The organism is uncultured Brevundimonas sp. (assembly GCF_963975535.1).
Taxonomy (GTDB): domain Bacteria; phylum Pseudomonadota; class Alphaproteobacteria; order Caulobacterales; family Caulobacteraceae; genus Brevundimonas.
On record NZ_CAXBHE010000001.1, the window covers coordinates 182,473 to 205,372 of the forward strand.

The 22,900-nt window shown below is 69.2% G+C and carries 20 protein-coding genes; 7 read left to right on the plus strand and 13 right to left on the minus strand.

The features are described 5' to 3' along the window. Positions 1–69 precede the first annotated feature (69 nt). The 3 genes from AACZ75_RS00845 to AACZ75_RS00855 are packed head-to-tail and all read left to right on the plus strand — an operon-like array spanning position 70 to position 3,034. Entirely contained in the window at positions 70–900 is an 831-nt protein-coding gene (locus AACZ75_RS00845) for a DUF547 domain-containing protein (RefSeq protein ID WP_339870648.1), read from the plus strand. Next, positions 900–1,616, plus strand: a complete 717-nt coding sequence (locus AACZ75_RS00850) for a TVP38/TMEM64 family protein (RefSeq protein WP_339870649.1) — start codon at positions 900–902, stop codon at positions 1,614–1,616. The genes AACZ75_RS00845 and AACZ75_RS00850 overlap by 1 nt, the downstream gene beginning before the upstream one ends. Next, on the plus strand, positions 1,613–3,034 hold the full coding sequence (locus AACZ75_RS00855; protein WP_339870650.1) for an FAD-dependent oxidoreductase: 1,422 nt from the start codon (positions 1,613–1,615) through the stop codon (positions 3,032–3,034). Before AACZ75_RS00850 ends, AACZ75_RS00855 begins: the two co-directional genes overlap by 4 nt. Here the strand turns inward: AACZ75_RS00855 and AACZ75_RS00860 are convergent. Together AACZ75_RS00860 and AACZ75_RS00865 are read right to left on the minus strand one after the other, a co-directional pair. Next, on the minus strand, positions 3,031–4,146 hold the full coding sequence (locus AACZ75_RS00860) for an FAD-dependent oxidoreductase (RefSeq protein ID WP_339870652.1): 1,116 nt from the start codon (positions 4,144–4,146) through the stop codon (positions 3,031–3,033). The genes AACZ75_RS00855 and AACZ75_RS00860 overlap by 4 nt on opposite strands. Positions 4,147–4,160: 14 nt before the next feature. Continuing rightward, positions 4,161–4,976, minus strand: coding sequence for a DUF1499 domain-containing protein (locus tag AACZ75_RS00865; RefSeq protein WP_339870653.1), 816 nt, complete (start codon positions 4,974–4,976; stop codon positions 4,161–4,163). 156 nt (positions 4,977–5,132) lie between these two features. On the opposite strand from AACZ75_RS00865, the gene AACZ75_RS00870 reads away from it, so the two are divergent. Genes AACZ75_RS00870 through AACZ75_RS00880 form a run of 3 tightly spaced genes read left to right on the plus strand, consistent with a single transcriptional unit; the run spans position 5,133 to position 7,385 of the window. Then, on the plus strand, positions 5,133–6,104 hold the full coding sequence (locus AACZ75_RS00870) for a radical SAM protein (RefSeq protein ID WP_339870654.1): 972 nt from the start codon (positions 5,133–5,135) through the stop codon (positions 6,102–6,104). Then, positions 6,101–6,793 carry a TIGR04283 family arsenosugar biosynthesis glycosyltransferase gene (locus AACZ75_RS00875; protein ID WP_339870656.1) on the plus strand — a complete coding sequence of 231 codons (693 nt, stop codon included), beginning with the start codon at positions 6,101–6,103 and terminating at the stop codon, positions 6,791–6,793. Before AACZ75_RS00870 ends, AACZ75_RS00875 begins: the two co-directional genes overlap by 4 nt. Then, entirely contained in the window at positions 6,783–7,385 is a 603-nt protein-coding gene (locus tag AACZ75_RS00880) for a TIGR04282 family arsenosugar biosynthesis glycosyltransferase (protein WP_339870657.1), read from the plus strand. Before AACZ75_RS00875 ends, AACZ75_RS00880 begins: the two co-directional genes overlap by 11 nt. Here the strand turns inward: AACZ75_RS00880 and mtnP are convergent. From mtnP to AACZ75_RS00910, 6 genes are all read right to left on the minus strand, one after another. Then, positions 7,363–8,244, minus strand: coding sequence for an S-methyl-5'-thioadenosine phosphorylase (mtnP, locus tag AACZ75_RS00885; protein ID WP_339870659.1), 882 nt, complete (start codon positions 8,242–8,244; stop codon positions 7,363–7,365). The genes AACZ75_RS00880 and mtnP overlap by 23 nt on opposite strands. 93 nt (positions 8,245–8,337) lie before the next feature. Next, positions 8,338–8,883 (minus strand): cupin domain-containing protein, encoded by a 546-nt coding sequence (locus AACZ75_RS00890; RefSeq protein ID WP_339870660.1) that lies wholly within the window; start codon positions 8,881–8,883, stop codon positions 8,338–8,340. Positions 8,884–8,907: 24 nt separating this feature from the next. Then, positions 8,908–10,191, minus strand: coding sequence for an acetylornithine deacetylase/succinyl-diaminopimelate desuccinylase family protein (locus AACZ75_RS00895; RefSeq protein WP_339870661.1), 1,284 nt, complete (start codon positions 10,189–10,191; stop codon positions 8,908–8,910). A gap of 10 nt (positions 10,192–10,201) precedes the next feature. Next, positions 10,202–11,338: a 3-isopropylmalate dehydrogenase gene (leuB, locus tag AACZ75_RS00900; RefSeq protein ID WP_339870662.1), complete on the minus strand. Its 1,137-nt coding sequence runs from the start codon at positions 11,336–11,338 to the stop codon at positions 10,202–10,204. Beyond that, positions 11,322–12,041 carry a glucose 1-dehydrogenase gene (locus tag AACZ75_RS00905; RefSeq protein WP_339870663.1) on the minus strand — a complete coding sequence of 240 codons (720 nt, stop codon included), beginning with the start codon at positions 12,039–12,041 and terminating at the stop codon, positions 11,322–11,324. The genes leuB and AACZ75_RS00905 overlap by 17 nt, the downstream gene beginning before the upstream one ends. A 34-nt stretch (positions 12,042–12,075) precedes the next feature. Beyond that, complete coding sequence (locus tag AACZ75_RS00910; protein WP_339870664.1) at positions 12,076–13,524, minus strand: aldehyde dehydrogenase family protein; 1,449 nt, start codon at positions 13,522–13,524, stop codon at positions 12,076–12,078. A gap of 131 nt (positions 13,525–13,655) precedes the next feature. On the opposite strand from AACZ75_RS00910, the gene AACZ75_RS00915 reads away from it, so the two are divergent. Continuing rightward, complete coding sequence (locus AACZ75_RS00915) at positions 13,656–14,204, plus strand: cupin domain-containing protein (protein WP_339870665.1); 549 nt, start codon at positions 13,656–13,658, stop codon at positions 14,202–14,204. A 21-nt stretch (positions 14,205–14,225) separates the two neighbouring features. Here the strand turns inward: AACZ75_RS00915 and AACZ75_RS00920 are convergent, their stop codons facing one another. From AACZ75_RS00920 to AACZ75_RS00940, 5 genes are all read right to left on the minus strand, one after another. Next, the gene (locus tag AACZ75_RS00920) at positions 14,226–15,362 is read right to left on the minus strand and encodes a P1 family peptidase (RefSeq protein ID WP_339870666.1); all 1,137 of its coding nucleotides are present in this window, start codon (positions 15,360–15,362) and stop codon (positions 14,226–14,228) included. Continuing rightward, on the minus strand, positions 15,359–17,032 hold the full coding sequence (locus AACZ75_RS00925; RefSeq protein WP_339870668.1) for a dipeptide ABC transporter ATP-binding protein: 1,674 nt from the start codon (positions 17,030–17,032) through the stop codon (positions 15,359–15,361). Before AACZ75_RS00925 ends, AACZ75_RS00920 begins: the two co-directional genes overlap by 4 nt. Continuing rightward, positions 17,029–17,907: an ABC transporter permease gene (locus AACZ75_RS00930; RefSeq protein WP_339870669.1), complete on the minus strand. Its 879-nt coding sequence runs from the start codon at positions 17,905–17,907 to the stop codon at positions 17,029–17,031. Before AACZ75_RS00930 ends, AACZ75_RS00925 begins: the two co-directional genes overlap by 4 nt. Next, a complete protein-coding gene (locus AACZ75_RS00935; protein WP_339870670.1) occupies positions 17,904–20,564 on the minus strand; it encodes an ABC transporter substrate-binding protein in 2,661 nt (886 codons plus the stop codon). The genes AACZ75_RS00930 and AACZ75_RS00935 overlap by 4 nt, the downstream gene beginning before the upstream one ends. A 103-nt stretch (positions 20,565–20,667) precedes the next feature. Then, positions 20,668–22,878, minus strand: coding sequence for a TonB-dependent receptor (locus AACZ75_RS00940; protein ID WP_339870672.1), 2,211 nt, complete (start codon positions 22,876–22,878; stop codon positions 20,668–20,670). Between the last annotated feature and the right edge of the window lie 22 nt (positions 22,879–22,900).

Sequence of the window (22,900 nt, forward strand, 5' to 3'; positions counted from 1 at the left end):
GGACGTCCTGTCACCGGTCGGAATCAATGGCCGTTACCTTTACACCCGACTGACAGCGAGGTTCTGACCATGACTCCCTTCAACAGACGCGGCCTGATCACGGCCGGCGTCGGCCTGATGGCCGGTCTCAGCACGACGCCCGCCCTGGCCCAGAGCCCGTCACGCTTCACGGGCCGGCAGGCGGGGCGGGCCACGGCTGACCACGCGGCGTTCGACGCCCTGCTGGCGCGCCGGGCCCGCAACTCCCGCGACGGGGTGGTACGGGTCGACTACGCCGGCTGGCGCGGCTCGGCCGCTGACCGCACGGCCCTGACCCGCTACATCGACGCCCTGTCGGCCCTCGATCCACTGAGCCTGACCCGGCCCGAGCAGTTCGCCTACTGGGCCAACCTCTACAATGCCGCGACCATCCGGGTGGTGCTGGACGCCTGGCCGGTGCGGTCGATCCGCGATATCCGCTCATCGCTGCTGGTCGCCGGGCCGTGGAAGAAGACCGTCGTCCGGGTCGGCGGCGTCGACCTGTCGCTGGACGACATCGAGCATGAGATCCTGCGCAAGGGCTGGTCCGATGCGCGCGTCCACTATGCGGTCAACTGCGCCTCGTTCAGCTGTCCCAACCTGCCGCTGCGGGCCTGGCGCGGCGCGGCTCTCGGCCCGGCGCTGGACGCCGCTGCCCGCGCCTATGTCAATCATCCACGTGGCGTCACCCTTGACGGCTCGTCCCTGACGGTGTCCTCGATCTACAAATGGTATGCGGTGGACTTCGGCGGCACCGACGCCCGGGTCATCGCCCATCTCAGCCGTCATGCCGCGGCACCGCTGGCGGCCCGGCTGGGGTCGATCGACCGCATTGCCGCTGACACCTACAACTGGGCGATCAACGCCACGACAGGAAATTGATGACCCGGTTCAAACGCTATCTGCCGCTGCTGGTCCTCGTCATCGTCGTGGTGGCCGTGTTCGCCAGCGGCGTGACCCGCTATCTGAATCTGGACGCCTTGCTGACCCACGAGGCCGCGCTGCGCGGCTTCGTCAGTGACAATCTGATCCTCGCCCTGGCCACCTTCATCGCGGTCTATGCGGTGGCCACGGCGGTCAGCCTGCCTGGGGCCCTGATCCTGACCCTCACCGGCGGATATCTGTTCGGCCCCTGGGTCGGCGGATCGTCCACGGTCGTCGGGGCCACCCTCGGGGCCGTGGCGGTCTTCTATGCCGTCCGCACCTCGCTGGGGACGATCCTGCGTCGCCGGGCCGAGGCTTCGGGCGGCAAGCTGAAGGCGATCATCGACGGCGTCGAGGCCGGGGCCTTCGGCTACATCCTGACCCTGCGGCTGGTGCCGCTGGCCCCGTTCTGGATGGTCAATATCGCCGCCGCCCTGGCCCATGCGCCGCTGCGCGCCTATGCGCTGGCGACCTTCCTCGGCATCATGCCGGCGACCTTCATCTACAGCGGAATCGGGGCGGGGATCGGCGACCTGATCGCCCGTGGCGAGACACCGGACGCCGGGGTCATCTTCGAACCGCGAATCCTTCTGCCCCTGGTCGGCCTCGGCCTGCTGTCGCTCGGGGTTACGCTGTACCAGCGCCGCCGCGCCAAGACCGGAGACACCCTGTGAGCCCGAAAACCCTCAAGGTCGACATGGCTGTCATCGGGGCCGGCTCCGGCGGCCTGTCGGTCGCGGCCGGTGCCGCCCAGCTGGGACTCAAGGTCGTGCTGTTCGAAAAGGGCGAAATGGGCGGCGACTGCCTCAACTACGGCTGCGTCCCGTCCAAGGCCCTGATCGCCGCCGCCGGCGCCGCACATGAGGCCCGCGCGGCCGGAGCGCTCGGGGTCTCGACGGGCGCGGTGACGGTCGACTTCCCGAAGGTCATGGCCCACGTCCACGCCGCCATCGCCGCCATCGCGCCCAATGACAGCCAGTCCCGCTTCGAAGGCTTCGGTGTCCAGGTCGTGCGCGAAGCCGCCCGCTTTATCGACGACCGCACCCTGGCCAGCGACAGCGTTCGCGTCAGGGCCCGCAAGATCGTGGTGGCCACCGGCTCGCACGCCGCCGTGCCGCCGATCCCCGGGCTCGACGCGTTCCCCTATCTGACCAATGAAACCCTGTTCGGCCTGACGGAATTGCCGAAGCGGCTGATCGTGCTGGGCGGGGGTCCGATCGGTGTCGAACTGGGCCAGGCCTTCCGGCGACTCGGCTCCGAGGTGGTGATCATCGAGGCGGAAGCCCTGCTGGGACGCGAGGATCCGGACGCCGCCGCCGTGGTGATGGCCCAGCTGCGCGCCGACGGCGTCGAGGTCATGGCCGGCTGCAAGGCGACGCGGGTCGAGGCCGGCCCGACGCTGACGGTCGCGTGCGACGGCGAGACCCGCAAGGTCACCGGCACCCATCTGCTGATCGCCGTCGGCCGCAAACCGTCGCTGGACGGGCTTGAGCTCGACAAGGCCGGGGTCACTACCGACCGCAACGGCATCGTCACCGACACATCCCTGCGCAGCAGCAACAAGCGGGTCTACGCCGTCGGCGACGCCGCCGGTCGCGGCCAGTTCACCCATCTGGCCGGAGCCCACGCCTCGCTGCTGGTCCGGCGCGCCGTGTTCGCCCTGCCGGTCAACGCCGACACCCTGCAGGTCCCGCGCGTCACCTATTGCGATCCTGAGCTGGCCGCGATCGGCCTCGGCGAGGTCGAAGCCCGCAAGACCCACGGCGATGACATCCGCGTTGAGACCTTCGACTTCGCCGAGAATGACCGGGCCATCGCCGAGGGCGACACCCGCGGTTTCGGCAAGCTGATCACCACGACAAAGGGCAAGGTCCTCGGTGTCACCCTGGTCGGCCGCCACGCCGGAGACCACATCCATCTGTGGTCGCTGGTGCTGTCGGCGGGCCTCAAGCTCAGCCAGCTGACCAGCATGATCGCCCCCTATCCGACCCGCGGCGAAATCGGCAAACGCCTCGCCGGCCAGTGGTACACCCCGGCCCTGTTTTCGGACCGCACCCGGGCGCTGGTGTCGGTCCTGAAACGGTTCGCCTAGGGTTTGGAGGCGGCGCGCATGCGCCGGACAAAGCCGAGGTCGAGATGGCGCTTCAGCCACAGGGCCATACGACCGTAAGCCCAGAGCCCGCCCCGGGTCGCCACGCCGCGCCCGTCGCCGAGGTCCATAATGGCCAGCCACCGCTTCTGCGGCAGATACGCCCGTAGGGGTTGGCCGCAGCCACGGGCGACCAGGTTGTCGAGCAACACCGGCGCGGCGCGGACTCCGAACACGCCCGCCGCCGGCCGCGGATGGTCGTCGATCACGGCGCAGTCTCCGGCCGCGAAGATCGTGGAATCGCCGACGGACTGCAGGGTTGGGGTGACCCGCAGCCGTCCGTCATCATCCACCGGAAGGCCGAGGTCGGCGATCAGCGGCGGGGCTGCCAGACCGATCGCCAGCAGCAGACTGTCGCAAGGCAGGATCGCGCCGTCTGCCAGCCGACAGGCCTGGGATTCACGCCCAACGACCGTGCCGCACCGGAACGCGACGCCACGCGCCGCCAGACGGCTCAGCAACCGGGCCCGAGCCGCCGGCGGCAGGGCCGCCCCATGGACAGGCGCGACCACGGTCACCTCGGGACGCACACCCAGCCGTTCGAGCAGGCCGCACAGGCTGGCGGCGAGTTCGAGGGCGCTGAGGCCGCCACCGGCGACCACAATCCGGGGTGTGGCTCCGCCCCGCGTGATCACCGTCTCGACAGAGGTTCGCAGGGCGAACAGATTCACCAGCGGCTTGACCGGCCAGACCCCGGTCTGCGCAGCCAGATCGTAAGGGTCTGCCGCCACGCTGCCGATGTTCAGGGACAACAGGTCAAAGGGCTCGCTCGCCCCGCCGGCCAGCACCAGGCTCCGGGCCGTGCGGTCGATGGCGTTGACCGGTTCGGTCAGGTGGCGCAGCCCGACACCCGCCGCCAGGGCCGCCACGTCGATCTCGCCCGCCTCTTCCGCCAGCGCGCCGGACAGGATGCCGCTGGCGAGGCCGGAATACTGGAACCGCGGCGGCGCGATCAGCGTCACCTCAAGGCCGGCCGCGTGCAGTCGCCCGGCCTCGCGCACCAGCTGCAGATGGGCGTGGCCGGCCCCGACCAGTACGAGCCGGCGAGACGTCAACCTGGCCGTTCCGCTCAGCCGTCCAGCTCGGCCGAGACCCGCGTGAGGTAGCGCTCGATACGTTTGCCGTTGGCCCCCAGATCACTCAGGCCGACCCGCGAGATCGAGCGCGCATCGATGCGAACCCCGCTCCCGTTCGCGGTCGGCCGCACCCGGACGATGACGTCGTCCTTGAAGCCGAACCAGAAGGTCTCGGCGGTCGCTTCAATCACGCCGCTGGCTTCGTCTTCGGTCACCAGCGTCCAGCCCATGTCCACCGCCGCCTTGCGGGCAGCCGCGAAGGCGACGGCCGGCTTGACGGCAACCTCCACCGTCCGCACCGCCGGATAGGCCGCGTGCCCGACCTCGCCCAGGCTCTGTTGGCCAAAGCGGGCGAAACGGGGCCCCTGATAGGCGTCCGCCGTGGTCAGGGGCGCGGTCATGTCCAGCACGGGATTGGCCGAGTCGGCCGTGCGCAGGGCCGACAGGCGCGCGCTCGGCGCCGGCGGGTCGACGATATCGGTGGCGATGTCATGGATCGGCGGGATGTCGGCCGATTGCGACCGGACCCAACCCATATAGGCGAATCCCACCAGCGGAATGAGCAGGGCAATCACGGCGGCCTGCCAGCCGCGACGGGGCCGGCGCAGGAGCACGGCGATCAGGGCGACGGCGGCGATCACGGCCGCCGCGATCATTACGCGCGGCCCCCACTGCACGATCAGGACCCCGAGTCCGAGCCGCCACGGCCACAGCCCGAATTTCACGCCCAGGGCCGCGACGATGAACCAGAGCGGCACAAGCAGCGACACGGCCAGGGCGAGGCTCGCGAATTTTGATCGTCCGGACATGGTCAGTTTCCCTGTTTCCCCGCAGGGTTCCACGTTATCCGCCGCCGCGCCAGCGGGCGTGACGGGGCGGGGTGACTGAAACCTTCCGGGCACCTCTGACGAATAAAGACTCATCGACGCTGGGAGGCGTGGACCGCGACTGCCACAAGGGACGCCATGACGACACTGACCGCCTCACCGTTCGCCACCCGGCGCGACATCGCCGGTCCCGGCCGTTTCGTCGATCCGTTCGTCACGGCCGACGGATCGCGCCGCGCCGCGGTGGCCCAGACCCGGCTGGAGACCCTGTGGTTCAACACCGGGTCGCTCTGCAACATCGCCTGCGCGAATTGCTATATCGAGAGCTCGCCGACCAATGACGCCCTGGCCTATCTGACGGTCGAGGACGTCGCCCGCTATCTGGCCGAGATCGCCGACACCGGCCTGCCGACCCGCGAAATCGGCTTCACCGGCGGCGAGCCGTTCATGAACCCCGGCATCCTGACCATGCTCGACCTCGCCCTGAAGGCCGGACACGAGGCGCTGGTCCTGACCAACGCCATGCGGCCGATGGTGCGCTGGGGTGAGCGGCTGACCGATCTGGCCGCGGCCCACCGCGATCGGCTGACCTTTCGCGTCAGCCTCGATCATCACACCGAAGCCGTCCACGACGCCGAACGCGGGGCCGGGTCGTGGGACAAGGCCTGGCAAGGTCTGGACTGGCTCGTCGCGCGGGATCAGCGCATCGCCGTCGCCGGTCGCCGTCTGGCCGACGAGAGCGAGGCTGTGGCGCGGACGGCCTATGCCGACCTGTTCCGGTCGCGCGGCCTCCCGGTCGACGCCGGGGATCCTGGAGCCCTGGTGCTGTTTCCCGAGATGGAGGCCGATCGCGCCGTGCCGGAGATCACCGAGGCCTGCTGGGCCATTCTCGACCGGGCTCCCGAACAGATGATGTGCGCCACCAGTCGCATGGTGGTGCGCCGCAAGGGCGCGGCCGAGGCCGCCGTGGTCGCCTGCACCCTGACACCCTATGACCCGCAGTTCGAGCTGGGGCGGACGCTCGAGGACGCCTCCGGCGCGGTCCAGCTCAATCATCCCTTCTGCGCCCAGTTCTGTGTGCTGGGCGGGGCCAGTTGCAGCGCCGCATGACGACGCCGCCTGCCCCGCTGGATGCGCTTGCCGTCATCATCCCGGTGCTCAACGGCGGCGCGCGACTGAGCGAAACCCTGGCGGAGCTTCATCCGGTGCATCAGGTCATCGTCGTCGACGGCGGGTCGACCGATGATTTCGCCGCCCGTGCCGCCGCCCACGGTGCCCGGGTCCTTCGCTCGGATCCGGGCCGCGGCGAACAACTGGCCGTCGGGGCCGCGGCCGCCACGGCCCCCTGGCTGCTGTTCCTGCATGCCGACACCCGGCTGGACGCCGCCGCCTGGGCGGCTCTGGCGGCCCATATCGCGCGACCGGGCGCCGGTTCCGTCGCCGCCGTGTTTCGCCTGAGGCTCGACGATCCGGCCTGGCAGGCCCGGGGGCTGGAATGGGGCGTCCGCCTGCGCGTCGCCGCCCTGGCCCTTCCCTACGGTGATCAGGGCCTGCTGATCCATCGCGACCTCTATGACGCGGTCGGCGGCTTTGCGCCCCTGCCACTGATGGAGGATGTCGATCTGGTGCGTCGACTGGGTCGAAGTCGACTCCGGGTCCTGGACGGGGCCGCTGTGACCTCGGCCGAGCGCTGGCGGCGGCGTGGCTGGCTCCGCCAGAGCGCTCGCAATCTGCGCTGTCTGGCCCTCTATTTCCTCGGCGTCGCCCCGAGCCGGATCGCGACCCTCTATGGCCGCTGATCCGTCCCGAAAGCATCTGGTGCTGTTCGCGCGCCAGCCGCGCTATGGCGTGGGCAAGCGCCGGCTCGCCGCTGACGTCGGCGACCTCGAGGCCCTGCGCTTCGCGCGCGGCGCGCTCGAACGCCTGCGCCGCACCCTCGGGGCCGACCCGCGCTGGACCCTGTGGCTGGCCGTCTCGCCGGATCGGCCGACCGGTTGGGCCGCCCCGGCCCGGGTCATCGCCCAGGGCCCGGGTGATCTTGGCGACCGGTTGAGCCGCGTCGTTCATGCCCTGCCGCCGGGGCCCGTCGTTATCCTCGGGGCCGATACCCCGACCGTGACGCGCGAGGACGTGGCCGACGCCTTCGCCGCCCTGGGCAGCCACGACGCGGTGTTCGGACCGGCCCGGGACGGGGGGTACTGGCTGATCGGCCTGCGCCGTAGGCCACGCCAGCATCTGCCGTTCGACGCGGTGCGGTGGTCAACGGAACACGCCCTGGCCGACACCCTGGCGGCGATGGACGGACGCACCGTCGCCCTGCTGCGGATGCAGGAGGATGTCGACGACGGCCCCTCGCTGCGACGCTATCTCAGCCGTTCGCGGTGGCGCTGAACAGTCGCGGACAGATGCCCGACAGCCTGGCCACCAGCGCCGGATCGCGGACGGCAGGATCGGTCACCACCGCCCGGTCCAGGCCGCTGTCGATCGGCGAAGCGGGCCGGGTCGGGGGCAGGCCGCGCACCAGTTCACCCAGCATCCGCCGCGCCGTCTCGGCATTGCCGCGCATCGTGGCCAGGATTTCGGCCACCTCGACGTGGGCGGTCTCGGCGCGCCAACAGTCATAGTCTGTGACCATGCAGACGCTGGCGTAGGGCAGCTCCGCCTCGCGCGCCAGCCGCGCCTCGGGCATGGCCGTCATGCCGATCACCGAACAGCCCCAGCTGCGGAATAGCTCGCTCTCGGCCCGGGTCGAGAACTGAGGGCCCTCGATGGCGACATAGGTGCCGCCCTCGACCGTCGTGGCACCGGCCGCGCGCGCGGCCGTGGCCGCTGCGGACGACAGCACCGGACAGACCGGATCGGCCAGCGACACATGGGCGACGAGGCCGGGGCCGAAAAAGGACGACGGTCGTGCCACCGTCCGGTCGATGAACTGGTCGACCACGACGAAGGTGCCGGGCGGCAATTCCTCGCGCAGGGAGCCGACCGCCGAGACCGAGACCAGGTCGGTGCAGCCGGCCCGCTTCAGCACATCGATATTGGCGCGGGCGTTGATCGCGCCCGGTGGCAGGCGGTGACCCTGACCATGCCGCGGCAGGAAGACCAGACGGACCCCGTCCAGCTGACCGGTCACCAGGTCGTCGGACGGCGCGCCCCATGGCGACTCCAGCCGCAGCGTCCTGCGGTCGGTCAGGCCATCGAGGTCGTACAGCCCCGATCCACCGATGACGCCGATCACCCAGTCCTTCATTCCGCCCGTCCTCCCTGATCCGTTGTTGGCGTTGGTACTTCGCCTGAGCCCCGCGGAACAGCCTCAGTACCAACATCAATCAGGCGGCCAACGTCAGAAGGACGGCGGGGTGCAGGCACTGACGACCACACAGGGTTCGCGGCCGGGATTGCGGAACCGGTGGGGCAGCAGGCTGGAAAACAGATAGCCGTCCCCGGCCTTCAGCACGCGGATCTGGTCACCGACCGTCACTTCCAGCCGCCCTTCAATCAGCAGTCCGCCCTCCTCGCCCGCATGCGACAGGGGTACCCGGCCGCTGTCCGCACCCGGCTGATACGTCTCGTGCAGCATCTGCAGACTGGACGGATGGCCGTGTCCCAACTGCCGGTAGCAGACCGCGCCCTGGGCGATCTCCATCAGTTCGTCACGACGAAAGAACACCTTGGGCCGCAGGTCGCAGTCCTGGCTGAAGAACTCGCCCAGCGACAGGCCGGCCGCGTCCAGCAACCGCTTCAGCGAGCCCACCGACGGGCTCGACTTGCCGCTTTCGATCAGGGAGACCGTGCTGGACGGCACCCCCGCCTTCCTGGCCAGGGCGCGCTGGCTCAGACCCAGCTTCGCCCGCAACCCCTGCAGCCGGGGACCGACGATGTTGTCCATGGTCTCTCCTCCGCGTCCCGCGCCTCAGCGCTCGCCGTGCAACAGGCCATGGGCGGCGCGCGCCATCACCTGGGCCGCCGCGACCATATCGTCGATGCCGACCCATTCGTCGGGCTGGTGCGCCAGATCGAGCACGCCCGGCCCGTAGGCGATGCAGTCCTTGAGCTTGCCGATCCGGTCGACATGCTTCTGGTCATAGGTGCCGGGCGAGCAGACGAACTGGGCCTTGCGCCCCAGCACCGTCTCGACCGCACGCGCCGTCACACTGGCCACCGGCCCGTCGCGGTCGGCCATGCTCGGCGCGACCTGGAACAGGTCCTTGATGTGATACTTGAACTCCGGCCGGGTCGCCGCCAGCTCGTCCAGCAGGGCCACGACCTCGCCCCGCACGTCCTCGAGGCTTTCCTCGATCAGGAAGCGGCGGTCGATGATCATCCGCGAGGAATCGGCCACGCAGGGGGCCGGCAGGCCCTCGAATTCCTCGCCCTGGCCGCCGTGGATCGAGTTGATGTTCATCGTCGACTGGCGCGCGCCCTCGGGCACCACCGGCATGTCTGAATGGCGCAGGGCCATGGCCGGATAGAGCTTGTCCTCAAACGCCTGCATCACCGCGCCCATGTGCCGGATCGCGGAGTCGCCGAGAAAGGGCATGGAGCCATGGGCGATGCGCCCCCTGGTCTCGATCTCGGCCCACCAGACGCCGCGGTGGCCGATGCAGACGCGGTCGACATTCAGCGGCTCGGGAATGATCACATGATCGACGCGCGGCTTGGAGAACCAGCCCCGCTCGGCCAGATAGGCCACGCCGCCATAGCCACCCGACTCCTCGTCGACCGTGCCGGAAATCTCCAGCGCGCCGGGCAGGTCGAGGCCCGAATCGATCAGGGCCTCAACCGCGATGATCGAGGAGGCCAGCCCCCCCTTCATGTCGCAGGCCCCACGGCCGTAAACCCTGCCGTCCCTCACCTCGCCGCCGAACGGATCGACGGTCCAGCCCGCGCCGGTCTCGACCACGTCGATATGGCTGTTAAAATGCACACAAGGACCGGGACGCGACCCCTCGCGGCGGGCAATGACGTTGATGCGCGGATACCGGTCCGAGTCACCCGGTGCCCCCAATGCGCGCACATATTCCACCTGGAAGCCGCGCTTTCTCAGCCGGTCGCCGATGTATTCGGCACAGGGGCGGTAGGCCTCGCCGGGCGGGTTGACGGTCGGAAAGCGGATCAGATCCTGGGTCAGGGCGACCAGGTCCTCGGTCCGCCCGGCAATGCTGTCCATCAGCGCGGTCAGATCGCGGGTGCTCATCGGTCGAACCTCATGTTTGGGCGTCAGGCGAAAGGGCATCCAGCGCGGCCAGCACCGCATCGGTCATCTGGACCGTCGAGACGGCGGCAACCCCCTCTGCGGCGATGTCCGGCGTGCGCACGCCCGAGGCCACGACGCGGCGCACCGCCCGCTCCAGCAGGTCGGCGGCTTCGGGCGCATTGAACGAGTGGCGCAGGGCCATGCCGAACGACAGGATGGTGCCGATCGGATTGGCCCTGCCCGTCCCGGCGATGTCGGGGGCCGAGCCGTGGATCGGCTCGTACAGCGCCCGGCTGCGGCCCGAATGGTCCAGCCCCGCCAGCGAGGCCGACGGCAACAGGCCCAGCGACCCGGTCAGGGCGGCGGCGGCGTCGGACAGGATGTCGCCGAACAGGTTGTCGGTGACGATGACGTCAAATTGTCTGGGGCGTCGCACCAGCTGCATGGCGCAGTTGTCGGCATACATATGGCTCAGGGCGACATCGGGATATTGGGCCCCGACCTCGGTCGCCACCGTCCGCCACAGGGCCCCGGTCTCCATCACATTGGCCTTGTCGACCGAACAGACCCGGCCGCTGCGGCCGCGGGCGAGCTCGAAGGCGGTCCGGCACACCCGGGCGATTTCCGCCTCGGTATAGGCCTGGGTGTCGTAGGCGCGGCGCTGGCCGTCGCGGCCGGTCTCCTGCCCGCGCGGCAGGCTGAAATAGACCCCGGCCGTCGCCTCGCGCACGATCATGATGTCCAGACCGGCGATCAGCTCAGGCTTCACCGCCGAGGCGTCCAGCAGTTCGTCGAAACAGACCGCCGGTCGCAGATTGGCGTATAGATCCATTGCCTGACGCAGCCACAATATGCCCATCTCGGGCCTTCTGGCGCGCGGCAGGGCATCCCATTCCGGTCCGCCGACCGCCCCGAACAGCACGGCGTCCGAGGCCATGGCCTGATCGACCACCGCCTGGGTGATCGGCTCACCGGTCGCGTCGATCGACGCGCCCCCGGCCAGACCCTCGACCACCTCGAACCGGAAGCCCCGGGCCACCTCGAACCAGCGCACCACCCTCAGGGTCTGGCCGATGATCTCGGGTCCTATGCCGTCGCCCGGCAGGACCAGCAGGCGGAAGGCCCCGGGGTCAGATGCAGCGGCCACCGTCCACCTCCAGCGCCACGCCGGTGATCATGGAGGCATCGTCCGAACACAGGAAGGCCGCCGCCGCCCCCATGTCGGCCGGGGTCGAGAACCGCCCCAGCGGAATGGAAGACAGGAATTTGGCCCGGACCTCCGGCGTGTCCTCGCCCATGAAGGTCTTCAGCAGCGGCGTCTCACCCGCCACCGGGTTCAGCGCATTGACCCGGATCTGCGACGCGGCCAATTCGACCGCCATGGCCCGGGTCGCCGTGATCACCCAGCCCTTCGACGCATTGTACCAGGTCAGGTTCGGACGCGGACTGACCCCGCCGGTCGAGGCGATGTTCAGTATCGCCCCGCCCCCCGCCGCCTTCATGACCGGCACGACCTCGCGCGCCAGCAGATAGATGGCCTTGGCATTGACCGAAAAGAGGCGATCGAACTCGGCTTCCGACAGCTCCTCCATCGGCTGGGGCGTGTGGCCGACCCCGGCGTTGTTGACCAGGATGTCGAGCCGGCCGGTCAACTCCAGGGTCTGCGCTACCAGCGAGGCCACGTCAGCGGCATCGGCAACGTCTACACTTAGCCCCAGCCGCGCATTGCCCAGTTCCTCCGCCAGCGCCCGGGCCGCCTCGCCGTTGCGATCGGCGACGATGACGCGCGCGCCCTCCTCCGCGAAGCGGCGCACAATGCCCTCCCCGAAGCCGGAAGCCCCTCCGGTCACGATCGCGGTCCTGCCCTGCAGTCTCATGGTCATCCTAACCGTGATGCGCCGCGACGGTCTTGAGGGTGGAGAAGCCGTACAGCGCCTCGAACCCCTTCTCGCGTCCGTGGCCCGACTTGCCGACACCGCCGAACGGCAGTTCCACCCCGCCGGCCGCGCCGTAGTTGTTGAGGAAGACCTGACCGGCCTGCAGCCGTTTCGCCATCCGCATCTGGCGTCCGCCGTCCGCGGTCCAGACCCCGGCGACCAGCCCGAAGGCCGTGCCGTTGGCGATGGCGACCGCCTCGTCTTCCGTGTCGAACGGAATGACGACCACGGCGGGCCCGAAGATCTCCTCCTGCGCCAGCCGATGATCCGGCGGGACAGGGGCGAACAGGGTCGGCGGCACATAGTGGCCACCCGCCGGGGCCTCCGGCGACACCCGTCCCTCGGCGACGATCAGGCCGTCCTGCCGTCCCAACGCCAGATAGGCCAGGACCATGGCCTTCTGTTCGGCGGAGATCAGCGGACCCAGATCGGCGTCGGCCAGGGCCGGTCCCGCGGTCAGTGCCCGATAGCGGTCGACCAGTTTCGCCAGCAACCGGTCAAGAACCCCGCGCTGGATCAGGATGCGCGACCCCGCCGAGCAGGTCTGGCCGGCGTTCTGGATGCCGGCGTTGACGAGGAAGGGCAGCGCCTTGTCCAGATCGGCGTCGTCGAACACGATCTGGGGCGACTTGCCGCCCAGCTCCAGCGTCACCGGCACGGCATTGGCTGCGGCCGCCTTCTGGATATCGACCCCGACCCCCGTCGAGCCGGTGAAGGACACATGGCTGACGTCGCGGTGGCCGGCCAGGGCCGCGCCGACGACCGCGCCGAGTCCCGTCACCACGTTCAGCGCGCCGGCCGGCAATCCCGCCTCGGTCGCGATCCGGGCGAAGGCCAGCGAGGTCAGCGACGCCTGCTCGGCCGGCTTCAGCACCGCCGCATTGCCCATGGCCAGGGCCGCGGTCACCGACCGGCCGATGATCTGCATCGGATAATTCCAGGGGATGATGTGGCCCGTCACGCCGTGCGGCTCGCGCAGGGTGTAGACCGTGTATCCGGCCTGGAACGGAATGGTCTCGCCGTGGATCTTGTCGGCGGCCCCGGCGTAGAATTCCAGATACCGGGCCAGGGCCACGACATCGGCCCGCGCCTGCTTCAGCGGCTTGCCGACGTCACGCGCCTCGAGATCGGCCAGCGCATCGATCTGCGCCAGCACGGCATGGCCGATGCGCGCCAGGATACGGCCGCGCTCGAACGCCGGCATGCCCCCCCATTCGCCCGCGAGCGCCCGCCGGGCGGCGGCGACCGCCGCATCCACGTCCCGTGCGGTCCCGGCGGCGATCCGGGCAAAGGTCTGGCCGGTCGAGGGATCCTCGACCGGCAGGGTCTGACCACCGTCGGCCTCCCGCCACTGGCCGTCGATCAGGATATGGGGGGCTGGAAAACGGAAAGTCATCAGACGGTGATTGGGCTCCCTTGCGGCAGACACAACAAGTCCTTTTCTGGACTTCCGCAAGCCATTGAAATCCTGTGCCCGCAGCCGCAGTGTTTGCCTGATCCGCAACACCCGCAACAGGAAGCTGTGCCATGAGCGTTGATGTCGGAACCCGCTTGCGGTTCGTCCGGGAGCGACAGAACCTGTCGCAGCGCGAGCTGGCCAGGCTGACCGGCGTGACCAACTCGACCATCTCCCTGATCGAGGCCAATCGCATGAACCCCTCGATCGGGGCGTTGAAGCGAATCCTCGACGGCATCCCCATCGGTCTGGCCGAGTTCTTCGCCATCGAGCCCGATGCGCCGTCGCGCTTCTTCTACGGCGTCGACGAACTGACCGAGATCGGCAAGGGCGCGATCTCCTACCGCCAGGTCGGCGAGAGCCTGTTTGGCCGTAGCCTGCAGATTCTCAGCGAAACCTATGCACCCGGTGCCGACACCGGCCGTGTGCCCCTGATGCATGACGGCGAGGAAGGGGCGGTGGTCATCAGCGGGCGGCTGGAGGTCACCGTGGACGGCGAACGCCGGGTCCTGGGACCCGGCGACGCCTACTATTTCGAGAGCCACAAACCGCATCGCTTTCGCTGCATCGGGACCGAACCCTGCCACGTGGTCAGCGCCTGCACCCCGCCCAGCTTCTGACCGGGCGGCGCGGTCGCGCCTCTACAGGTCGCTCCAGGCCTGACCCGTCACCCCGTCCCAGTTGGTCGCATGATAGACGCCGCGGGCGATGGCACGGGCCAGCACATCCGCCGCGGCCGCCCCGATCTGGGCCACCACGAACTGGCGCATCGCCCCCTCGGGGATCTGCTGCTTCTCGGTCGAGATGCAGAAGACGATGTCCCCGTCGAACGGGGCATGCGACGGCCGGATGGCGCGGGCCATCCCGTCCTGGGCCATGATGGCCACCCGCTGGCACTCGACCCGGGTCAGGGCGACGTCGGTGGCGACCACGGCGATGGTGGTGTTCTCGCCGGCCCGCGGATTGGGTCGGGCCGCGCCCCATTCGTCACCGGCCGCCGACAGGCCGCTGGACCCCAGTCCGCCGAACTCGCCGTCGATCTCGTAGGGGGCCGACCAGAAGGTCTTGCCGCCGGGCGCGATCACCGATCCGGCGCTGTTGACGCCGACGATGGCCCCGACCGTATAGCCCGTGCTCAGCACCGCCGAGGCCGAGCCGACACCGCCCTTCAGCGATCCGGCCCTGGCCCCGTAGCCACAGCCCGCCGTGCCCAGGGCGAACTGCTGCGAAGCGGACTCCGCCGCCTGCACGGCCAGTCTCCGATAGGGCGGCTCGGTGCCCCAGTCCTTGTCGCCGCCGTTGGCGAGATCATACAGGCTGACCGTCGGCACGATCGGCGAGAACGGGATTCCCGGCACCTTGGGACCGAAGCCGAATCCCCTGCCCTGCGCGCCCAGCCAGGCTGTGAGGCCGTCGCCCGACCCCAGGCCATAGACCGAGCCACCGGACAGCACGATCGCGTCGACCTGCTGCACCAGGTTCTCGGGCCGCAGCACGTCGGTCTCGCGGCTGGCCGGTCCGCCGCCGCGCACATCGACGGCCGCCGTCGCCGGCGTATCGGCCAGGATGACGGTGACCCCGGTGCGCACCCCGACATCCTGGGCCTGACCGACCTTGAGGCCCGGCACATCGGTGATCAGGTTCAGGCGACCGGTGCCACCAACCGCCACCCTGGCGGCGTTCGGTCCGACGACGTCCGGTGCAGCCGCGGCGGCGCGGCCGGCGAGAGATCCGGCTCCGATCAGCGCCATCGATCCCAGCATGGTTCTGCGGTTCATCGCTCAGTCTCCTGTGGTCTCGGATGATGGCCGCCCGTGTCGTCGAGGGCCAGAATATTGCGCGCCAGGTCCGGCGTCGCCGCCAGCAGGCTGCGGGTATAGGCATGGGCCGGCGCGGTGAAGACGGCCTCGGTCGGCCCGGTCTCGACGATCCGCCCGGCCTGCATCACCATCAGCCGGTCGGTGATCGCCCGCACCACCGTCAGGTCATGGGTCACGAACAGATAGGACAGGCCCAGCCGGTCCGACAGATCAGCCAGCAGGTCCAGCACCTGGGCGCGGATCGACACGTCCAGCGCCGACACCGCCTCATCCAGGGCGATGATCGACGGACTGGTGATCAGGGCCCGGGCGATGGCGATCCGCTGCCGCTGGCCGCCCGAGAACTCATGCGGAAACCGGTCGGCGTCGGCCGGGCTCAGGCCCACCTGATCCAGCATGGCCTCGACCCGACGACGGCCCTCGACCCGGTCGGGCCGCTCCTCCAGCAGATGGAAATTCTCGGCCACCAGCTGCTCGACCCGCCAGCGGGGATCGAAACTGCCATAGGGGTCCTGGAACACCACCTGAACGTGGCGGCGCAGGCGTTTCAGATCAGCCCCGCGCGCACGGGTGAAGCCCTCGCCCATGACCCGCACCGCCCCCGCCTGCGGGGTGTCGAGCGCCAGCACGGTGCGTAACAGGGTCGACTTGCCACAGCCGGACTCCCCGACCAGGCCCACGCTTTCGCCCGGCTGGATCGAGAAGCTGACGCCGTCCACGGCCCGCTTCGGTGCACCCCGGCTGAACAGGTGCCGGGCCCCGGGATAGTCGCGCACGATCCCCTCGACCACCAGAACCGGTGCCCCGTCGCGGGGCTTCGACCGCCGCACCGGCGCATGGGTGGCATCCGCCAGAAGTCGCCTGGAATAGGGGTGGACCATGCCGTCTGCGCCGCGACGGGTCAGCATTCGGCCGACCTCGCCCTGTTCGACGATCTCGCCCGCCTTCATCACCGCAACCCGGTCGGCCGTCTCGGCGACGACCGCGAGATCGTGGGTGATCAGGATCATCCCCATGCCGTCCTCGCGCACCAGGGTCTTCAGCAACGCCAGGATCTGCGCCTGGGTGGTCACGTCCAGCGCCGTCGTCGGCTCGTCGGCGATCAGCAATTTCGGCGTCAGGGCGATGGCGATGGCGATGGCCACGCGCTGCCGCTGACCACCCGACAGTTCGTGCGGATAGCGGCTCAGGGGAAACTCGGCGTTGGGCAGGCCGACCCGCTCCAGCATTCGCGCCGCCGTCGCCAGCGCCGCCTTGTGCGTCGCCTTGGTGTGAATGCGGATCGTCTCCGCGACCTGGTCGCCGATGGTCATCAGCGGATTCAGGGCCGTCATCGGCTCCTGAAAAATCATCCCGATCTCCCGCCCGCGCACCGTCCGCATCGCCGCGTCGTCGGCATGGGGCACGGCGACGTCCTGCAGCCGGATGTCACCCGAGACCATGGACCGCGGCGGCAACAGGCCCATGACCGCCAGCGCCGTCATCGACTTGCCCGAGCCGGATTCCCCGACCAGTCCCATCACCTGTCCGGGTGGCACCTCGAACGACACGCCCTTGAGGATCGGGACGTCACCGATGGACACGTCCAGGTCACGGATTGCCAGCGTCGGCGTCAGGGTCGGGCTCATGCGCCACGCTCCCGCCGCACGCGCGGATCCAGCGCGTCACGCAAGCCGTCGCCCGTCAGACTCAGGCCCAGCACCACGAAGACGATGGCCACACCGGGGAAGATCGCCAGCCAGGGCGCGAAGCCGATCATCGTCTGGGCCTCGGCCAGCATCCGGCCCCAGCTCGGGATCGGCGGCTGGGCTCCCAGCCCGACATAGGACAGTCCGGCCTCGGCGACGATGCCGAGCGCGAACTGGATCGCCGCCTGCACGACCAGCAGACTGGTCAGGTTGGGCAGGATGTGTTGCCGCGAAATCTGCCCGGAGGTCTTGCCCGCTGTGCGCGCCGCCAGAACATAGTCGCGCGTCCACAGGCTCAGCGCCGCGCCCCGGCTGACCCGGGCGAACACCGGGATGTTGAAAATGCCGATGGCGATGACGGCATTGATGGCCCCGGCCCCGAACACGGCCGTGATCATCACCGCCAGCAACAGGGCGGGAAAGGCGAAGATCAGGTCGTTGGTCCGCATCACCGCGTCATCGATCAGCCCGCCGCGCGCCGCCGCGGTCAGGCCCAACGGCACGCCGATCCCGGCCCCGATAGCGACCGCGACCAGGGCCACGACCAGCGAGGTCTGCGCGCCGACCATCACCATCGACAGCACGTCGCGCCCGAAATGGTCCGTGCCCATCCAGTGCGCGGCCGACGGTGCCATCAGCTTGTCGCCGATGCGGATCGCCTCAACGTCGAACGGCGTCCAGACCAGCGAGACCAGGGCGACAGCGACGGTAAACACCGTCATCACCCCACCCACGATCAAGGCGGGCGGCACGCGCAGCGCTGCCTTGGCGACGGGCGCGGCGGTTTCGGGCGTCTCGACAACGGGTGCGGTCATCGGCGGCGGCCCCTCAAACGCGGATCGACGGCGACATAGGCCAGGTCAATCAGGAAGCCGACGGCGACCACGGCGAACACCAGAATCACGACCACGCCCTGCACCACGATCAGGTCTCGCTGGGTGATGGCCTGGAACACCAGCCGTCCCAGACCCGGCAGTGAGAAGACGTTCTCGATGATGATGCCGCCGGCCAGCAGGAACGGAAACTGCAGCCCCAAAATGGTCAGCAGCGGAATGGTGGCGTTGCGCAGCGCGTGCCGCCACAGGGCCTGGGACCGGCTCAGCCCCTTGGCCCGGGCCGTGCGCACATAGTCCTCGTTCATCGTCTCGAGCAGGGCGGTGCGCAGCACCCGCGCCAGGATCGCCGCCTGCGGGGCCGCCAGCGCCACAGCCGGCAGGATCAACGCCTTCAGGGCGGGCCAGAAGCCGGCTTCCCAGCCGGGGAAGCCACCCGCCGAGAACCAGCCCAGATTGACCGAAAAGGCCAGGATCAACAGCATCGCGATCCAGAAATTGGGCAGGGCCACCCCGACCTGGGTCACGCCGATCAGACCCATGTCGACGGCCGAGCCGCGACGGCTGGCGGCGAGCAGACCAATCGGCACCGCGACCAGCAGCGACATGAGCGTCGCCAGCAGGGCCAGCGGCCCCGAGACCTGGAACCGCTCCGCGATCAACGAAGCGACCGGCGACTGGTAGGTGTAGCTGACGCCGAAATTGCCGCTGACCATGCCGCCGACCCAGCCGAGGTAGCGGTCCGGCATCGAGCCATCCAGACCCATCTGCTGACGCAGCGCGTCGACCGCCTCCGGGCTGGCGTTCAAACCCATCATATAGGCTGCCGGATCGCCCGGAATGACCTGCAGCAACAGGAAGATGACCACGGTCGCCGCCGCCATCGTCAGGGCATGACCGGCCAGCTTGGCCGTCACATAGGCCGCCCCGAACCGAAGCGTCGCATAGCCCAGCAGCGCCACGGCGGCGGCCAGCGAGATCCAGCCCCATGGCAGCCCGTCCCGCGGCGCGGCCGGGCCTGTCGCCGCCGTCCCCGTTGCCCCCTCGAACCAGGCCCCGGCGACCACATTGGCGGCAATGGGCGCATTGACCCAGAGGCCGTTCAGGTCGGCCTTCCAGATACCGATACGCGAGGACTGGAACAGGAAGGCGTTGACCGAGTCCTCGGCGATCTTGCGCTGGATATCGCCCAGCAGCGCCAGCCGCGTCGCCTCGTCCGGGGCCGCGTTCAACCGGGCCAGAAGGGCGTCGAACGCCGCGTTGTCGTACCCGAAATAGTAGTCCTTGCGGCCGTAGATGTCGTAGTCCATCGGCTCGACGTGCTCGACGATGGTCAGGTCGAACTGGTGGCGTTTGAACACCTGGTCCAGCCATTGGGCCCATTCCAGATTCTCGGTCTTCACCCGGATTCCGGCCGCGGCCAGTTGCGACACCAGTACCTCGCCGCTGCGCCGGGCATAGGGACGCGGCGGCAGCCTCAGCGTCACATCGATGCCGTCCGGATAGCCGGCCTCGGCCAGCAGGGCCCGGGCCCGCGCCGGATCGTGCGGATAGAGATCGGTCAGGTCGACATAGCCCGCCCCCTGCCGGGCGAAATGGCTGCCGATCGGTTCGCCGAACCCGAACATGGCCCCCTCGATCAGCGCCCGCCGGTCGACGGCATGGGCGATCGCGCGCCGCACCCGCACATCGTTGAACGGGGCGATTCGGTTGTTGATGCCCAGGATCACCTTGCCCTCGGAGGCCCCGACCATGACCTTGAAGCGCGCATCGCGGCGGAACTGGGCCACGTTCTCCGGCGCGGGATAGTTGGGAAAGGCGTCGATGTCGCCGGCGCTCATCGCCGCGAAGGCGGCGCTGGGATCACTGATGAAGCGGAACACCACCGCACCGATCCGCGGCTCGCTGCCCCAGTAGTCGTCATTGCGGGTCAGGGTCAGGGCTGCGCCCTTCTGCCACGAGGCCAGACGATAGGGGCCCGTCCCGACCGGACGGGTCGCATTGGTCGCCGCGGACCCGGGAGCGACCATCACCGCATCGCCCCAACCCAGCAGTGACGGCAGGGCGGCGACCGGTCGATCGAGGCGGATGTGCAGCGTCAGCGGATCGATCACCGTCACCGCCCGGATCGGCTCGAACAACGCCTTCTGGGCATTGCCCGATCCGGGGGCCGTGATCCGGTCCAGAGAGAATTTGGCCACGCTGGCGTCGAACGGGGTTCCGTCCTGGAACCGGACACCGCGACGAAGGTGAAACACCCAGGTCAGGCCGTCGGGTGAACCCTCCCACGAGTGCGCCAGGGCCGGTGCCGCCAGCCCATTGGCGGTGATCCGCGTCAGGCCCTCGAAGATGTTTCCGTAGACCACCTCGTCCACCGCCGCGGCCGCTCCCACCGTCGGGTCCAGATTGGGCGGTTCCAGCGGCAGCCCCAGCACCAGTCGGTCGCCGTGGGGCGAGGCCTGCAGCGCGGGTGGCGGGCCGGACGCGGCCGTGACGGTCCGGGCGGCGGCCAGGCCGCTGAGCGCACAGACCAGCACCGCCACCCCGATACCGGCAGCCGTCAGCAGTCGCTGCCCCGGGACCGCCCGACGGCGGCCGGTCGGCTCAGGCGCAGCGGCAGCTTCGGTAGCGGTGCTCATCCCCGACCCTCCTGTCGACAGCTCGACCGTCCTGAAGACACCGACCAACGGCCACCGGCCGGCGTCCGCTGCGCGCACGGGCGACGGGCCGTCGATCCGGGCCTCAGTACTGATAGCTCAGACGCACGCCGAAGGTACGCGGCCGGCCCGGCTGGGCGATATCGGCGGTGGTGAAGAAGTTGCGGGTCAGATCGTATTCCTGGTCGAACAGGTTGCGCACGAACAGGGCGGCGGACCACGGTCCGGCCTGCGGCGACACCATCACACTGGCATTGAACAGCCAGTAGGACGGCACGTCGTATTTCACACCCAGCCAGGACGGGTAGTCGTCGCGATAGCTGTAGTTGACCTCGGCCGTGACATCCAGACGGTCCGCCCGCCAGTCATAGGCCGCCGAACCGCCATAGCTGACCGCCGGGAACGGGATTTCCACGCCCGACTTGTCGACAAAGACCGCCGCATTGGCCCGTCGCGACGCCGCGACATCCAGATCGAAAAAGTCGGTGTATTCGCCGTGCTTGTAGCTGATCGACTGGGTGATCCGCAGGTTCGGCACCGGCCGCCAGGTACCCTCCAGCTCGGCCCCGTAGATTTCCGACGACGGCACATTGGCGAATTTGCCGACCGGCCCGTTGACCCCCCATACCGCCGACAGCACCTGCTGGTCGGTATAGTCATAGAAATAGGCGGCCCCGTTCAGCTGGAAGGCCGGCGTCGGATCCGCCTTGAACCCGATTTCGTAGGCGAGCAGGATTTCCGGCCGGAACGGGGCGATGCCGCTGGCACTGCCGGTGTTGTAGGTGGTGAAGCCGCCGGACTTGGCTCCGCGGCTGAACGATCCGTAGATCAGCAGGTTGTCGCCGGGCGTGAACTCCAGCGCGACCTTGCCGGTCAACGGGGTCATCTCGGTCTCGACCGAAGTGGGTGGCAGGGCGGTGGCCCCGCCGAACGCCGTACCGAACCCGTTGAGGCGGCGCGTCTCCTCCTCGTAGCGCAGGCCGCCGATCACCTTGAACCGGTCGCTGAACTGATATTCCGCCTGGCCGAAGACGCTGTAGGACTCGACCGCCTGGGCATAGGCCACCTGACCGTAGGTGCCGAACACATCGATGAAGTCCGACGAATAGCGCTCGTCCAGTTCCTGCTTCGAATAGTAGACGCCCGCGACCCAGTTCAGCGGTCCCCCGGCGTCCGACGACAGCCGGAACTCCTGCGAGAACACGCTGACGTCACTGGCGAAGAAGGTGTCCGCCTCGACCGAGGACGAGGAGTCCCAGTCCCCGTATTCACTGCGGTCCAGGGTTTCATAGCTGGTGATGCTGGTCAGCCGCATCGTGTCGAAATCGTAGTGGCCGTTCAGGGACGTGCCCCACGACGAATTGTCCCGGCCCGGCTTGGCATTGACGTCGCGCCCCATCTCGGCGGCGAAACGGGGTGAAAGCCCCCAGCCGGTCGCGCGATGATCGACGTCGGCGGGAATGGTGACGGAGCCCGGTCCGCCCAGACGCGTGACCAGCGGGCTGAGCAGGTACAGGCCCTCGTTCTCGGACTTGTCGATACCGCCGTGCACATCCAGGGTGAACGACAGGGCGGCCGTCGGTTCGAAGGTCAGAAGACCGCGCAAGCCGGTGCGATCGGCATCGCCCAGCGATTCCCCGGTGGTCCGGTTGTACTGGAAGCCCCCGCCCTGCTGGGTCATGGCGGCCAGCCGAGCCTTCACCGTGTCGCTGATCGGGCCCGAGACATAGCCCTCGAGCTGAACGGCATCAAAGGTCGCGTATTCGCCCTTGATCCCGGCGCTCACGACCTCTGTCGGCCTGCGGGTGACGAAGCTGATAGCTCCACCCGTGGTGTTGCGGCCATAGAGCGTGCCCTGCGGCCCGCGCAGGATCTCGACCCGGTCGATGTCGAAAATCAGCCCCTGGGTCATCACCGGAACCGGATAGGCCACCTCGTTCACATAGACGCCGACGGTCGGCGAGTTGTTCGACGCATAGTCCTGGAATCCGACCCCGCGCAGGCGAAACTGGGCCGCCCCGCCGCCGAACGCGGGCTCGATCTCGAGGTTGGGCGTCGCCGTCTGCAGCTGGTTGACGTTGGTGATGCCGCGATTGGTCAGCGCCTCACCGGACAGCACGCTGAGCGCGATGCCGACATCCTGTGCCGCCTGTTCGCGCCGCTGGGCGGTCACGATGACGTCGTCCAGGGCTGTGGCGGCCTGGGGGCGGGCCGCCGGGGCCGTCTGGGCCATGGCGGCAGTCGAGGCGGCGACTGCAAGAACGAAAATCGAAGCACCGGCGCGGTACTGTCTCATGGCAATCTTCCCCTCATTGTGA